The sequence below is a fragment of the Bordetella saccharivorans genome (assembly GCF_045862855.1).
In the GTDB taxonomy this organism is placed as follows: domain Bacteria; phylum Pseudomonadota; class Gammaproteobacteria; order Burkholderiales; family Burkholderiaceae_B; genus Bordetella_A; species Bordetella_A petrii_F.
The window spans coordinates 2169580-2182975 of record NZ_BAAFZO010000001.1 but is presented as its reverse complement, the minus strand read 5'-3'; the positions used below and the strand labels follow the sequence as shown (position 1 = coordinate 2182975).

The following is a 13396-nucleotide window of genomic DNA, read 5'->3' as shown; positions in this document are numbered from 1 at the left end:
ACGGCAAGTCTAGAAACGCCGGCAGGGAATGTCCAATATAATGACTTTTATTCCAATATATTGGACAGCATGGCAACGACCGACTACGAAGTGCCCGCCATCCGCCGCGCGCACGACATCCTGCGGGCCCTGGCCGCCCAGCGCGAACCGCTGCGGGCGGCCGACCTGGCGCGCGCCTGCGCCATGCCGCGCAGCTCGCTGTACCTGCTGCTGGACTCGCTGGTACAGCGGCGCTGGGTCGACCGCGCCGGCGACGGCTATGTCATCGGGCTGGAACTCATGGCGCTGGGCGCGGCCTACCTGCGCCACGACGGGCTGCAAGCGGCCTTCCGCGCCGCCGCCGCCGAATTCGTGGAGCGCCACAACGAAGTCATGCAACTGGCCGTGCTGGACGGCGCCGAGGTGGTCTACCTGGCGCGCGAGGACGCGCGCCGGCCGGTGCGGCTGGTATCCGAACTGGGGTCGCACCTGCCGGCTCACGCCTGCGCCCTGGGCAAGGCCCTGCTGGCCAGCTTGCCGGACGACACCCTGGCCGGGGCGCTGCCGGCCCGCCTGGCGGCGGTCAGCGAGCGCACCCAGACCGACCGCGAGGCCCTGCTGCGCGAACTGGCGCAGGTGCGCGCCGACGGCCTGGCGTACGACCGCGAAGAAGTGGCCGCCGGCCTGTATTGCTATGCCGCCTGCGTGGGCGAGACGGCGCTGGGCAAGCGGGTGGCCGTCAGCGCGTCGGTGCCGGCCGACCGCCTGGACACCGCGCACGTGCAGGCGGTGACCCAGGGGGTGCGGCGCGCCGCCCGGGCCATCGCCGCTCGCGTGGCGCTGGCGCCGGAAGCCCGCTAAGCGCCTGCCCTGTAAGGGGTTTTTGACTTTTCCACAGGCACGGGCTAGAATTTATGGTTCGGTCGATACGGAAACCCGTTCGCAGCCCGCGTTGCTTGCGAAGCTGGGCGAAGTCGGCACGAAGTTCTTAGTACGTTTTAAGTACGAAACCCTCAAGGAAAAACCCATGTACGCGGTCGTAAAAACCGGTGGCAAGCAGTATCGCGTTGCCGCTGGCGAAAAACTCAAGGTAGAACAGATACCTGCTGACATCGGGCAAGAAATCACCCTGGACCAGGTCCTGTCGGTGGGCGAAGGCGACCAACTCAAGGTTGGCACTCCTCTCGTCGCTGGCGCCGTGGTCAAGGCGACGGTTCTTGCGCATGGCCGGCACGACAAGGTCAAGATCTTCAAGATGCGCCGTCGCAAGCACTACCAGAAGCATCAGGGCCACCGTCAGAACTACACCGAGATCCGCATCGAAGCCATCACGGCCTAACGATCATCCCGGTTATTGATTAGCAGGAGCTATCAACATGGCACAGAAAAAGGGCGGCGGCTCTACGCGTAACGGTCGCGACTCAGAATCGAAGCGACTGGGCGTCAAGGTTTTTGGCGGCCAACAAATCCCGGCTGGCTCGATCATCGTGCGCCAGCGCGGCACCCGTTTCCACCCCGGCACCAACGTCGGCATCGGCAAGGACCACACCTTGTTCGCGCTGGTCGACGGCAAGGTTCAATTCGGCTTCAAGGGCGCATTGAACAAGCAGACCGTGTCGGTCGTGGCGGCCGAGTAACGGCCCGCCGTTACCCATGACGGCAAAAGCCCTGTCGCACGCGGCAGGGCTTTTTTGCTTCAGCATTCGAGTACTTCCATGAAATTCGTAGACGAAGCCACCATCGAGGTCATCGCCGGCAAGGGCGGCAATGGCGTGGCGAGCTTTCGCCGCGAAAAATTCATTCCCAAGGGCGGCCCGGACGGCGGCGACGGCGGGCGCGGCGGCAGCATCTACGCCGTGGCCGACCGCAACATCAATACGCTGATCGACTTCCGCTACGCCCGCCTGCACCGCGCCAAGAATGGCGAGAACGGCCGGGGCTCGGACCAATACGGCGCCGCGGCGCCCGACATCACGTTGCGCGTGCCGGTGGGCACCATCGTGCACGACGCCGACAGCGGCGAATTGCTGTTCGACCTGAATCGCCATGGCCAGCAAGTCACCCTGGCCGCCGGCGGCCAGGGCGGCCTGGGCAACCTGCATTTCAAGTCCAGCACCAACCGCGCGCCGCGCCAGTGGACCCCCGGCAAGGAAGGCGAGCAGCGCCGCCTGCGGCTCGAGCTGAAGGTGCTGGCCGACGTCGGCCTGCTGGGCCTGCCCAATGCCGGCAAGTCCACCCTCATCAGCCGCATTTCCAATGCGCGGCCCAAGGTGGCCGACTACCCGTTCACCACCCTGCACCCCAACCTGGGGGTGGTGCGCACCTCGCCGTCGCGCAGCTTCGTGGTGGCCGACATCCCCGGCCTGATCGAAGGCGCCTCCGAAGGCGCCGGCCTGGGCCACCTGTTCCTGCGCCACCTGGCGCGCACCCGGGTGCTGCTGCACCTGGTCGACATCGCCTCGCCCGACCCGGACGCCGATCCCATCGGGCAGGCCGTGGCCGACGCGCGCGCCATCGTCGAGGAACTGCGCCGCTACGACCCCGAACTGGCCGCCAAGCCGCGCTGGCTGGTGCTGAACAAACTCGACATGGTGGCCGACCCGGACGCCGCGCGGCAGCGCTTCGTCGAGCTGTTCAACTGGCAGGGCCCGGTGTTCGCCATCTCGGGCCTGAACGGCGACGGCACCCAGGACCTGATCTGGGCGCTGCAGGACTACCTGGACGCCGAACAGCGCAAGGACCACCTGGCGCAGGACCAGGCCGACGGCACCTACGTGGCCGAAGACCCGCGCTTCGACGCCACGCGCGAAGACGGCCCGGCGCCCAATGCGCCGCATGGCGGTGACGAATAAGCCATAATCGCACTCTCGTTCACCGCCGGCCGCGCCTCGCGGCATCCGTATATCGCAACACCGGTCATCGCCATGACTGCCGACAATACCGCCGTTTCCGTCATCGCCTCCGCCACCCGGCTGGTGGCCAAGGTGGGTTCATCCCTGGTCACCAATGAAGGCCGCGGCCTGGACCGCGCCGCCGTGGCGCACTGGGCCGCCCAGATCGCCGCGCTGCGCCAGCAGGGCAAGCAAGTCGTACTGGTCTCCAGCGGCGCCATCGCCGAAGGCATGGCGCGGCTGGGCTGGCGCAAGCGCCCGTCGGTCATGCACGAATTGCAGGCCGCCGCCGCGGTGGGGCAGATGGGGCTGTGCCAGGCCTACGAAGCAGCTTTCGCCGAGCACGGGCTGCGCACCGCGCAGATCCTGCTCACCCACGAAGACCTGGCCGACCGGCGCCGCTACCTGAATGCGCGCAGCACCATCTTTGCCCTGCTGCGCCTGGGCGTGGTGCCCATCGTGAACGAGAACGACACGGTCGTCACCGACGAGATCCGCCTGGGCGACAACGACACGCTCGGCGCCCTGGTCACCAACCTGATCGAGGCCGATGCGCTGGTCATCCTGACCGACCAGCGCGGCCTGTACGATTCCGACCCGCGCAAGAACCCGGCCGCGGTATTCGTCGCGCATGCGCAGGCGGGCGACACCGCGCTGGAAACCATGGCGGGCGGCGCGGGCTCGGGCATCGGCACCGGCGGCATGCTGACCAAGATCCTGGCGGCCAAGCGCGCGGCGCATAGCGGCGCGCACACCGTCATTGCCTCGGGGCGCGAGCGCAACGTGCTGACGCGCCTGGCACAGGGCGAGTGCATCGGCACCGAACTGCGCGCGGTGCTGCCGGTATGGTCGGCGCGCAAGCAATGGCTGGCCGACCACCTGCGGCTGCGCGGTCGCGTGGTGCTGGACGACGGCGCGGTGCGGGCCCTGCTGCACGAAGGCAAGAGCCTGCTGCCCATCGGGGTGGTCGAGGTGCAGGGCGAGTTCGAGCGCGGCGACGTGGTCGCCTGCGTGGACGCCCAGGGCGCCGAATGCGCGCGCGGCCTGATCAATTATTCGGCCGCCGATACGCGCCGCATCCTGCGCCAGCCTTCGTCGCGCATCGCGCAGATTCTCGGCAGCATGACCGACCCGGAACTGATGCACCGCGACAACCTGGTGGTGACCTAGGACCTGTTCCCGCTAGAAAGCGCCCCGGCCGCCAGTCGCCGCGCAATCGGGGCCCGTGGCCGGGCCGTCCGCGCCAGGCTCGTCGGCCAGAAACATGTACCCCCATTGACGCACGGCCAGCAGCGGCAGCTCGACGCCCAGCCGCTGCGCCTTGGCGCGCAGCCGCGACACCATGACATCGACGCTGCGGGGCGACTGCCCGATATGGGCCGCTCCGTTGGCGGCGGCGATCAGCCGCTCGCGCGGCAGGCGATGACCCGGCGTGGACAACAGGCGCAGCAGAAAGGCGCTTTCGGTGAACGTCAGCGGCAGGCGCTGGCCTGCCGGCCCCGCCAGCACCCTGCCCCCGCCAATCAACTGCCAGGCCGGCCCGCGCCCGTCTGGCCGCGGGGCACGGTCTTCGCGCCGTCGGTACAGGGCCCGGGCCAGCGCGGAAAGCTCGCGGATGTCGACCTGGACGGTGCAGCAGGCGTCGGCGCCAGCCTCCAGGGCAAGGACCCGCGGCCCGACCGCCTCGGCGTCGACCAGGGCAATGAGTACGGCGCCAGGCACCGTGAAGCGGGCGATGCCCGCCAGCGTGCACAGCAATTCGGTGGCAGCTTCCAGGACGAGCAGTTGCGCAGTGCCCTGCTCCGCCAGGGCTCCGAGCTGGGCAATGGCGTTGCAGCCGCGAACTGACCAGCCGACGGCGGAGAGTGCTTCCGGCAAGTGCGGGCGACGGGATGTGCCGCATTGGATGACGATGGCGTCGGACGCAATGTGCATGAATTTCCTCGGCGAAAACCACAAAAGTAATTTCGAGTATCGCCAAAGTAATCTGAACGCACGGTTCAATCGCTTCGTGAAGACATTTTCGGACCGATTGAAATACGCCAGGACGCTGCGCCACCATACGCAGGAAAGCCTGGCGCGCGCCTGCGGTCTGTCGCAAAGCTCGATCGCCGGCTACGAAAGCGGACAGCGCCGTTCCAGCCGGTCGAGCCGCAAGATCGCCAGCGTGCTGCGCATCGAACTGGATTGGCTGGAAACCGGCAAGGGCCCCATGGAAAAACGGGAAGCCTACAGCCTGCCCGGCGCGCCCGGTCCGCACGTGCTGACGGAGCCCGCCGCCCCCGCGGGACCAGCCGGAACCCCCGCCCCGTGGCCGTTTCCCACGGTGCCGCCCAGCCTGATCCAGACCTTGTCGACCAGCGACCGGAACGAAGTGGACAAGTGGCTGCGCATGATCGTCGACGGCTATCTGCGCGGCTACGCCGACACCAAGGGCCGCAAGCGCCGCGGCGGCGCCTAGGGCCGGTTCTCCACGGGCCCCGGCGCGGTGGCCCGCCCGGCAGCGCCGGGCGGGAATCCCTGATTACTGATTACCTGCCTTTCAGGGCGTCTTGGAAGCCGGCGCGGTGGGCGCGGCCGGCGACGGCGGCGTGGCGCCCGTGCCGGCGCCGGGAGCGGCCGGCGTGGCGCCATTGGCGGGCGCGGGCTGGTCGCCGCGGATCTTGGCGGCGATTTCCGAGGCGGCCTGGGCCGACGGCACGCTGAAGGCCAGCACGCCGCGGTTCAGCGGCTCGGCGATGCGCGGCGCGGCCACCAGTTCGCGGTCGATGACCAGGGCCAGCATGTTGCCGATGTTCTTGCTGCTGATGTCGTTCAGCTTGCGCGCGCCTTCTTCGGTAAAGCGCAGCCCGACGAAATTCTGGCCCTGGCGGTCGACCAGCGCGGCGGCTTCGGTGAGGTCGCTGCGGGTCAGCACGGGCTGGCGCTGCATGTACAGGGCGCCGTCGGGAATCTTCACTTCCATCAGGCCCGGAGCCTGGTCGGGCTGGGCCACGTAGAACTCGACCGCGGCGGCCGAGGCCTGCTGCGACGGTTGAGGCTGGGTGGTGCCGGCGGCATCGGTCTCGGCCTTCTGGGTGGGAGCGGTCTTGCAGCCTGCCAGCACGAGCGCCAGGGCAGCGAAAGCCGGAGCCAGCTTGCGGAGGGTCAGTTGCATGATTCGATTCCTTCTTCAAATGACTGGGGACAGGCATGCCAGGCAACGTACTCCCGGCGTTACAAAAAAGTTTACAGGGCAAGCGCGTCCCCCGATAGTCCCAAGCGTATACAGATGTAAGCCGCAATCCGGCCTATACTGCGGGTTCACGCAGGGGTACTCGTCGGCGCAATCCGCGCCCGACGTGTTGAGAGAGTCCCTTCGTACCAGTACGGATAATGCCGATGCTGGGAGCGTATTCCGTGCCCGCCCCGCCTCGCGCGCGGCCCCGCCCGGCCCGGAATCCATCCCGATTCGGCTCCAGACTATTTCTTGGAGCTTTCCTCATGAACGCCAATCCGAAGTTCCTGGCAGCCACGGCCGAGGTCGATGCCGCCGCCGTCGCGCCGCTGCCCAAATCCCGCAAGATCTACGAGACCGGTTCGCGCCCGGACATCCGCGTGCCGTTCCGCGAGATCTCGCAGGACGACACGCCCACCATGTTCGGCGGCGAACGCAACCCGCCGCTGACGGTGTACGACACCAGCGGCCCGTACACCGACCCGGACGTCAAGATCGACATCCGCCGCGGGCTGCCGGCCCTGCGCAAGGCCTGGATCGAAGAGCGCGGCGACACCGAAGTGCTGGCCGGCCCCACCAGCGACTACGGCAAGGCGCGCCTGACCGACCCGAAGCTGACGGCCATGCGCTTCGACCTGCAGCGCCCGCCGCGCCGCGCCCGTCCGGGCGCCAATGTGTCGCAGATGCACTATGCCCGGCGCGGCATCGTCACCCCGGAAATGGAGTTCGTCGCCATCCGCGAGAACCTGCGCCGCGAGCAGTATCTGGAAACACTACGGGCCAGCGGTCCGGACGGCGAGAAGCTGGCGCGCCGCCTGCTGCGCCAGCACCCGGGGCAATCCTTCGGCGCCGCCATCCCGGCCGCCATCACGCCTGAATTCGTGCGCGACGAGGTGGCGCGCGGGCGCGCCATCATCCCGGCCAACATCAACCACCCGGAAGTCGAGCCGATGGCCATCGGCCGCAATTTCCTGGTCAAGATCAACGCCAACATCGGCAACTCGGCGGTCAGCTCGGGCATCGGCGAAGAAGTCGAGAAAATGACCTGGGCCATCCGCTGGGGCGGCGACACGGTGATGGACCTGTCCACCGGCAAGCACATCCACGAAACCCGCGAGTGGATCATCCGCAACTCGCCGGTGCCGATCGGCACCGTGCCCATCTACCAGGCCCTGGAGAAAGTCGACGGCAAGGCCGAGGAACTGACCTGGGAGATCTTCCGCGACACGCTGATCGAACAGGCCGAACAGGGCGTGGACTACTTCACCATCCACGCCGGCGTGCGCCTGCCGTTCATTCCCATGACGGCCGACCGCATGACCGGCATCGTGTCGCGCGGCGGCTCGATCATGGCCAAGTGGTGCCTGGCGCACCACAAGGAAAGCTTCCTGTACGAGCGCTTCGAGGAAATCTGCGAAATCATGAAGGCCTACGACGTCAGCTTCTCGCTGGGCGACGGCCTGCGGCCCGGTTCGGGCTATGACGCCAACGACGAGGCCCAGTTCGCCGAGCTCAAGACGCTGGGCGAACTGACCCAGGTGGCCTGGAAGCACGATGTGCAGGTCATGATCGAAGGCCCGGGCCACGTGCCGATGCAGATGATCAAGGAGAACATGGAGCTGCAGCTGGAACACTGCCACGAAGCGCCGTTCTACACGCTGGGCCCCCTGACCACCGACATCGCGCCGGGCTACGACCACATCACCTCGGGCATCGGCGCGGCGCTGATCGGCTGGTACGGCACGGCCATGCTCTGTTATGTGACGCCCAAGGAACACCTGGGCCTGCCCAACAAGAAGGACGTCAAGGACGGCATCATCACCTACAAGATCGCCGCCCACGCCGCCGACCTGGCCAAGGGCCACCCGGGCGCCGCCATCCGCGACAACGCGCTGTCCAAGGCGCGCTTCGAGTTCCGCTGGGACGACCAGTTCAACCTGGGCCTGGACCCGGACACCGCCAAGGAGTTCCACGACGAGACCCTGCCCAAGGACTCGATGAAAGTGGCGCACTTCTGCTCCATGTGCGGGCCGCACTTCTGCAGCATGAAAATCACCCAGGACGTGCGCGACTACGCAGCCGCGCAAGGCGTGAACGAGAAAGACGCCCTGCAGAAGGGCATGCAGGAGAAGGCGGTGGAGTTCGTGAAGAAAGGGGCGGAGATTTACCACCAGACGTAAGGCCTAGGCCTGCCTATCGGGCGGGCTGAGGTTGGGTTCTTGCGGCGTCGAGGCGTGGCGCTGGCTGGGGCGGGGCTTCCGGGGCCGTCCGGGCGCCCTGCGCGCCCGGCACCGCTTCGCTCGTCTCGTCCGGGCCGTCCGGCCCTCCCTTCGACATCCGCTCGCTCGGCCCCGAGGCGCCCCGCCCCAGCCAGCGCCACGCCTCGACTCATTGCAACTCAATCCCACACGCCGGCGGGACGGATAGGGTTCTTCAGCTTCGTGGGAACTCCAACTAAAAGAAGAACATGGTGCGGGGCCGGCCGGACAAGCCGCCCTGCGCGGCTGGTCCGGCCATTCGGTGGTCGCGCGGCGTGAATGGAAGTGGTAACGGCGCGCTACCAACGAGACGGGATGCCGTGGCTCCAGGCCGTAGCATGCGAAAACCAGATGCGCGGACGGGCCGCGCGGGGCGGCCCGTCCGCGCGGCCCGCTACATTGTTCCTGTTCACCCCACCGCGGCCACGAAGCAGAAGAACGCGGCTCGCCCCGGCGATGTGACGATAACGACCTATCGTGAGTCGTTGCGGGCGGGCGGGGGGTGGCGGGGCGCCTCGGGGCCGAGCGAGGGAAACCGAAGGAGCGCAGCGACGAGGTTGACGAAGCGGTACCGGGCGCGCAGGGCGCCCGGGCGGCCCCGGAAGCCCCGCCGCCCCCCGCCCGCCCGCAACGACGTCAATAGGACGACAACGCCCACTACCCCGCTACGCCACGAGCAACGGCACGATCAGGCCGCGGTATAAGCCGTCTTGACGGTGGTGTAGAACTCGGCCGCGTAGCGCCCCTGCTCGCGCGGCCCATAGCTGGAACCCTTGCGGCCGCCGAACGGCACATGGTAGTCGACCCCCGCGGTCGGGCAGTTGACCATCACCATGCCGGCCTGCGCGTCGCGCTTGAACTGGGTGGCGTACTTCAGCGACGTGGTGCAAATGCCCGCCGACAGGCCGAATTCGGTGTCGTTGGCCAGCTCCAGCGCGTGCTCGAACGAGTCGGCCGGGATCACCGCGGCCACCGGGCCGAAGATTTCCTCGCGGCTGATGCGCAGGTCATTGCCGCAGTCCACGAACAGCGCGGGCGTCATGTAGTAGCCCTCGGTGGCGCGCTTGACCAGCTCGCCGCCATAGGCCAGGCTGGCGCCCTCGTCGCGGCCGATGCCGATGTACTTCTGGTTCTGCGCCAGCTGGCTGTCGTCGACCACGGGGCCGATGTCGGTGCCCGGCAGCAGCGCGTCGTCGATCTTCAGGCCCTGCAGGCGCTCCTGCACGGCGGCCACGAAACGCGGGTAGATGCCCTTCTGCACGATCAGGCGGCTGGACGCCGTGCAGCGCTGGCCGGTGGAGAAATACGCGCCGTTGACGCAGCTTTCCACCGCCACCTTCAGGTCGGCATCGTCCAGCACCACCATGGGGTTCTTGCCGCCCATTTCGAGCTGCACCTTGGCCATGCGGTTCATGGCCGCCTGGGCCACGCGGCGGCCGGTGGCGACCGAGCCGGTGAAGCTGATGGCATCGACGCGCTTGTCGTCCAGGATGGCCTGGCCGACGATGCTGCCCCGGCCCATCACCAGGTTGAACACGCCGGCCGGCAGGCCGGCGCGGCTGAGGATCTCGGCCAGCGCCCAGGCGCTGCCCGGCACTAGGTCGGCCGGCTTGAACACCACCGTGTTGCCGTAGGCCAGCGCCGGCGCGATCTTCCAGGCCGGGATCGCGATGGGGAAGTTCCACGGCGCGATGATGCCCACCACGCCCACCGGCTCGCGCGTCACGTCGGCCTCGATGCCGGGGCGCGCCATCGGCAGCTTCTCGCCCGGGATGCGCAGCGCCTCGCCGGCGAAGAACTTGAAGATGTAGCCCGCGCGGGTGGCCTCGCCGATGCCTTCCGGCAGGGTCTTGCCCTCTTCGCGCGACAGCAGCCGGCCCAGCTCTTCCTTGCGCGCCAGGATCTCGTTGCCGACCGCGTCCAGGATATCGGCGCGCCGCTGGCCGGTAGTGCGGGCCCATTCGTAGGCGGCCGCGTGGGCGGCGGCGATGGCCTGGCCGGCCTGGGCGGCGTCGGCCTGCGCATACTCGCCGACGACGTCGGCCAGGTTGGAGGGGTTGATGTTGGCGCGGACGTCGACGCCGTCGACCCAGTTCCCGCCTATGTAGTTCGCATGCATGTGTCTCTTCCGTGAAATGATGGTGGTGAAAAACGGGCCGGCTACAGCAGTTTGCCGGGATTCAGGATGCCCGCCGGATCCAGCAGCCGCTTGATGTCGCGCATCAGCCGCAGTTCCAGCGGGTCTTTGCTGTGCAGGAAATGGTCGCGCTTGAGCTGGCCGATGCCATGCTCGGCGCTGATGCTGCCGCCATAGCGGTTGACCTCGTCCAGCACCGCGTCGGTGATGGCCGCGCCATGCTCGGCCGCCCATTCGCGCGGCGCGCCGGCCGGGCGCGACAGGTTGTAGTGCAGGTTGCCGTCGCCGAAATGGCCGAAGATGAACGGCCGCAGCCCGGCGTGCAGGGCGCGCAGCCGCTGCTCGGCCGATTGCATGAACTCGGGAATGCGCTCGATCGGCAGCGAGATATCGTGCTTCAGGTGCGGGCCGTCGGCGCGCTGGGCTTCGGAAATCTCCTCGCGCAGCTTCCACAGCGCCTGCAACTGCGCCAATGACGACGACACGGCGGCATCCAGGCACAGCTCGCGCTCGAGCGCCGCGCCGATCACGCTTTCCAGCAGCGCGTTCAACGCGGCCTCGTCGGCGGTGTCGGCCAGCTCCATCAGCACATAGCCGGGATAGCGCTGCGCGAACGGCTCCTGCACGCCCTGGGCGTGCGCCAGCACCAGGTCGACGCATGCGCCGGTGAAGAATTCATAGGCCTGCAGGCGCGGCCCGCACTGCTCGTAGACCAGCTCGAACAATTGCAGCGCCTGGGCGGGCGACTGCACGGCCGCCAGCACGACCGAACGCACGCCGGTGCGGGGGAACAGCCGCAGCGCCACCGCGGTGATCACGCCCAGCGTGCCTTCGGCGCCGATCAGCAGTTGCTTCAGGTCGTAGCCGGTGTTGTCCTTGCGCAGGGTGCGCAGGCCGTTGAACACCTCGCCGGTGGGCAGCACGGCCTCCAGGCCCAGCACCAGCTCGCGCGTCATGCCGTAGCGCACCACGTTCACGCCGCCGGCATTGGTCGAGACGTTGCCGCCGATCTGGCAGGAATCCTCGGCCGCCAGGCTCAGCGGCAGCAGCCGCCCCGCCTCGTCGGCGGCGCGCCGCAGGTTGCCCAGGATGCAGCCGGCCTCGGCCACCATGGTGTTGGCGATGGTATCGATGGAACGCACCGCGTTCATGCGGTCCAGGCTCAGCACCACGTTGGCCGGGCCGCTGTCCGGCGTGGCGCCGCCGCACATGCCCGTGTTGCCGCCGCGCGGCACCACCGGCACGCCCGCCTGCTGGCACAGCGCCAGGCATTGGGCGACCTCTTCGGTGCGGCGCGGGCGCACCACGGCCTGCGCCTGGCCGGTGTACAGGCCGCGCCAGTCGGACAGCCAGGGCGCGATGTCCGCGGGGTTGGTGACAACAGTATCAGGGCCCAGTTTCTGCACCAGGCGCTGCGAAAAATCGGTAGGGTTCATGACGAAGACGGGGTATCCAGGGAAGCGAAATCGAGCCGCAGGCGCGCCGCCGCGCGCTGCAGGTGAAACACGGCGGCCTGGCGCGCGCGCTGCGGATCGCGCGCCGCGATGGCCTCGTACAGGGCGACGTGTTCGCGCTGCACGTCGCCGACCAGTCCAGCCTGGTGCTGCAGGGTGTTCTCGCGCGCCATGCGCACAGCCGCCCGCACCTGCAGGTTCAGGTACTGCAGCAGCTGCTGGTAATAGGTATTGTGGGTTGCCACGGCAATGGCGGCGTGAAAACCGATGTCCTGCTCGACGCCCTCGTCCGGATGCCGCAGGTGGTTTTCCAGGTCGGCCAGGCAGCGCGCCATGGTGGCCAGGTCGGCGTCGGTGCGGCGCGTGGCGGCCAGGGCGGCGGCGCCGCCTTCCAGTTCCATGCGCAGTTCATACACGCTGGCCAGCTGGACGCGGTCCAGGGCAATGCGCCCGGGCACCTGGAACCCCCGGCTGGCGGTGCGCGACACCACCGTGCAGCCGGCGCCTTGGCGGCTTGCCACCAGGCCCTGGGCGCGCAGCCGCTCGGTGGCCTCGCGGATGACCGCCGCGCTGACCCCATACAACTGCGCCAGCGCCTTGCCGGTGGGCAGCTTGCCGCCCACCGGGTACACGCCCGCGGCAATATCGCCGGCAAGCTTGCCGGCGACCTGTTCGGTGAGGGTGAGCGACTTGGTCAGCATCCGCCGATTATAGGCATTTATCAGGTTATCTGAAAACTTTTGGCGTAGGATACGAGTTTCGGGCGGGCCGCGCGGCCCGCTATCCCGGATGCCTCAGGCGCCCAATGCCGCCGTGAATTCGCGCGCGGTGCGCACGTCCGCGGTGGACTGCGCCAGGACTACCAGGGTGGCCTGGTGCACCTGGCGCCAGCTCATCGCCCCCTGGCCCAGGTCGGGATGATCATAGGTGGCGCAGCAATCGGACAACACCGTGGTGTGGAAATCGCGGAACATGGCGTCGCGCGCGGTGGCGTGCACGCAGTCCTCGGTGGTGACGCCCGCCACGGCGACAGTGTCGATGCCGCGGCCGCGCAGGATCATCTCCAGGTCGGTCTGGAAAAACGCACTGTAGCGGTGTTTCTTGATGAGCAGGTCGCCCGGCTGCGGCGCGCACTCGACGTAGATATCCACGCCCGGCGTCTCGTCGATCAGGGCCCGGCCGGCGGCGATGGGTGGATAGATGTCGCGGAAGCGCCCCATGTCGCAACCGTCGCGGCGGTGCACGTGGGCGGTATAGATGATGGCCACGCCGGCCTGCCGGGCCGTCGCGATGGTGTCGCGCAGCAAGGGGACCAGTTCGCGGCCGGCCGGTGTTTCCAGCGGCGCGCCGGGGCACAGGAAGTCGTTTTGCATGTCGATGACCAGCAAGGCCGTCTTGCGCGGCTCGAATGCGGGAATGCGGTAGCCCATGGCGCTGTCTCCGTTAGTTTAGGGTTCAAC

Annotated in this window: 13 protein-coding genes; 7 read left to right on the top strand and 6 right to left on the bottom strand. The window is 68.3% G+C overall.

What is annotated here, in order from left to right; all coding sequences use genetic code 11:
- Positions 1 to 69 precede the first annotated feature (69 nt).
- The 5 genes from ACKTT0_RS10500 to proB all read left to right on the top strand — a co-directional run bounded on the left by ACKTT0_RS10500 (position 70) and on the right by proB (position 4040).
- Entirely contained in the window at positions 70 to 840 is a 771-nt protein-coding gene (locus tag ACKTT0_RS10500; RefSeq protein WP_407849849.1) for an IclR family transcriptional regulator, read from the top strand.
- A 166-nt stretch (positions 841 to 1006) separates the two neighbouring features.
- On the top strand, positions 1007 to 1318 hold the full coding sequence (gene rplU, locus ACKTT0_RS10495; protein WP_012251502.1) for a 50S ribosomal protein L21: 312 nt from the start codon (positions 1007 to 1009) through the stop codon (positions 1316 to 1318).
- Positions 1319 to 1355: 37 nt separating this feature from the next.
- Positions 1356 to 1616, top strand: coding sequence for a 50S ribosomal protein L27 (rpmA, locus tag ACKTT0_RS10490; protein ID WP_028355199.1), 261 nt, complete (start codon positions 1356 to 1358; stop codon positions 1614 to 1616).
- Positions 1617 to 1694: 78 nt separating this feature from the next.
- Positions 1695 to 2831 carry a GTPase ObgE gene (gene obgE, locus ACKTT0_RS10485; protein ID WP_407849848.1) on the top strand — a complete coding sequence of 379 codons (1137 nt, stop codon included), beginning with the start codon at positions 1695 to 1697 and terminating at the stop codon, positions 2829 to 2831.
- A gap of 72 nt (positions 2832 to 2903) precedes the next feature.
- On the top strand, positions 2904 to 4040 hold the full coding sequence (gene proB, locus ACKTT0_RS10480) for a glutamate 5-kinase (RefSeq protein WP_407849847.1): 1137 nt from the start codon (positions 2904 to 2906) through the stop codon (positions 4038 to 4040).
- Between the two features lie 12 nt (positions 4041 to 4052).
- Here proB and ACKTT0_RS10475 read toward each other — a convergent pair whose 3' ends face one another.
- Complete coding sequence (locus tag ACKTT0_RS10475; RefSeq protein ID WP_407849846.1) at positions 4053 to 4805, bottom strand: response regulator transcription factor; 753 nt, start codon at positions 4803 to 4805, stop codon at positions 4053 to 4055.
- 76 nt (positions 4806 to 4881) lie between these two features.
- On the opposite strand from ACKTT0_RS10475, the gene ACKTT0_RS10470 reads away from it, so the two are divergent.
- Positions 4882 to 5331, top strand: coding sequence for a helix-turn-helix domain-containing protein (locus ACKTT0_RS10470; protein WP_407849845.1), 450 nt, complete (start codon positions 4882 to 4884; stop codon positions 5329 to 5331).
- Positions 5332 to 5412: 81 nt separating this feature from the next.
- Here the strand turns inward: ACKTT0_RS10470 and ACKTT0_RS10465 are convergent, their stop codons facing one another.
- Positions 5413 to 6027, bottom strand: coding sequence for a SecDF P1 head subdomain-containing protein (locus tag ACKTT0_RS10465; RefSeq protein ID WP_407849844.1), 615 nt, complete (start codon positions 6025 to 6027; stop codon positions 5413 to 5415).
- 326 nt (positions 6028 to 6353) lie between these two features.
- Between ACKTT0_RS10465 and thiC the strand changes: the two genes are divergently transcribed.
- Entirely contained in the window at positions 6354 to 8267 is a 1914-nt protein-coding gene (thiC, locus tag ACKTT0_RS10460) for a phosphomethylpyrimidine synthase ThiC (RefSeq protein ID WP_094807945.1), read from the top strand.
- A 766-nt stretch (positions 8268 to 9033) separates the two neighbouring features.
- On the opposite strand, the gene ACKTT0_RS10455 is transcribed toward thiC, so the two are convergent.
- The 4 genes from ACKTT0_RS10455 to ACKTT0_RS10440 form a co-directional block, all read right to left on the bottom strand.
- Complete coding sequence (locus ACKTT0_RS10455) at positions 9034 to 10464, bottom strand: aldehyde dehydrogenase family protein (RefSeq protein ID WP_407849843.1); 1431 nt, start codon at positions 10462 to 10464, stop codon at positions 9034 to 9036.
- A 41-nt stretch (positions 10465 to 10505) separates the two neighbouring features.
- Positions 10506 to 11918 (bottom strand): FAD-binding oxidoreductase, encoded by a 1413-nt coding sequence (locus ACKTT0_RS10450; RefSeq protein ID WP_407849842.1) that lies wholly within the window; start codon positions 11916 to 11918, stop codon positions 10506 to 10508.
- Positions 11915 to 12637 (bottom strand): FadR/GntR family transcriptional regulator, encoded by a 723-nt coding sequence (locus tag ACKTT0_RS10445; protein WP_407849841.1) that lies wholly within the window; start codon positions 12635 to 12637, stop codon positions 11915 to 11917. Before ACKTT0_RS10445 ends, ACKTT0_RS10450 begins: the two co-directional genes overlap by 4 nt.
- A gap of 93 nt (positions 12638 to 12730) precedes the next feature.
- Positions 12731 to 13366, bottom strand: a complete 636-nt coding sequence (locus ACKTT0_RS10440) for a cysteine hydrolase family protein (RefSeq protein WP_407849840.1) — start codon at positions 13364 to 13366, stop codon at positions 12731 to 12733.
- Positions 13367 to 13396 lie beyond the last annotated feature (30 nt).

What these genes read in the sequence shown, in the direction of transcription:
- ACKTT0_RS10500 (WP_407849849.1), top strand. Translation starts at nt 70, where the DNA reads ATGGCAACGACCGACTACGAAGTGCCCGCCATCCGCCGCGCGCACGAC.
- rplU (WP_012251502.1), top strand. Translation starts at nt 1,007, where the DNA reads ATGTACGCGGTCGTAAAAACCGGTGGCAAGCAGTATCGCGTTGCCGCT.
- rpmA (WP_028355199.1), top strand. Translation starts at nt 1,356, where the DNA reads ATGGCACAGAAAAAGGGCGGCGGCTCTACGCGTAACGGTCGCGACTCA.
- obgE (WP_407849848.1), top strand. Translation starts at nt 1,695, where the DNA reads ATGAAATTCGTAGACGAAGCCACCATCGAGGTCATCGCCGGCAAGGGC.
- proB (WP_407849847.1), top strand. Translation starts at nt 2,904, where the DNA reads ATGACTGCCGACAATACCGCCGTTTCCGTCATCGCCTCCGCCACCCGG.
- ACKTT0_RS10475 (WP_407849846.1), bottom strand. Translation starts at nt 4,805, where the DNA reads ATGCACATTGCGTCCGACGCCATCGTCATCCAATGCGGCACATCCCGT.
- ACKTT0_RS10465 (WP_407849844.1), bottom strand. Translation starts at nt 6,027, where the DNA reads ATGCAACTGACCCTCCGCAAGCTGGCTCCGGCTTTCGCTGCCCTGGCG.
- thiC (WP_094807945.1), top strand. Translation starts at nt 6,354, where the DNA reads ATGAACGCCAATCCGAAGTTCCTGGCAGCCACGGCCGAGGTCGATGCC.
- ACKTT0_RS10455 (WP_407849843.1), bottom strand. Translation starts at nt 10,464, where the DNA reads ATGCATGCGAACTACATAGGCGGGAACTGGGTCGACGGCGTCGACGTC.
- ACKTT0_RS10450 (WP_407849842.1), bottom strand. Translation starts at nt 11,918, where the DNA reads ATGAACCCTACCGATTTTTCGCAGCGCCTGGTGCAGAAACTGGGCCCT.
- ACKTT0_RS10445 (WP_407849841.1), bottom strand. Translation starts at nt 12,637, where the DNA reads ATGCTGACCAAGTCGCTCACCCTCACCGAACAGGTCGCCGGCAAGCTT.
- ACKTT0_RS10440 (WP_407849840.1), bottom strand. Translation starts at nt 13,366, where the DNA reads ATGGGCTACCGCATTCCCGCATTCGAGCCGCGCAAGACGGCCTTGCTG.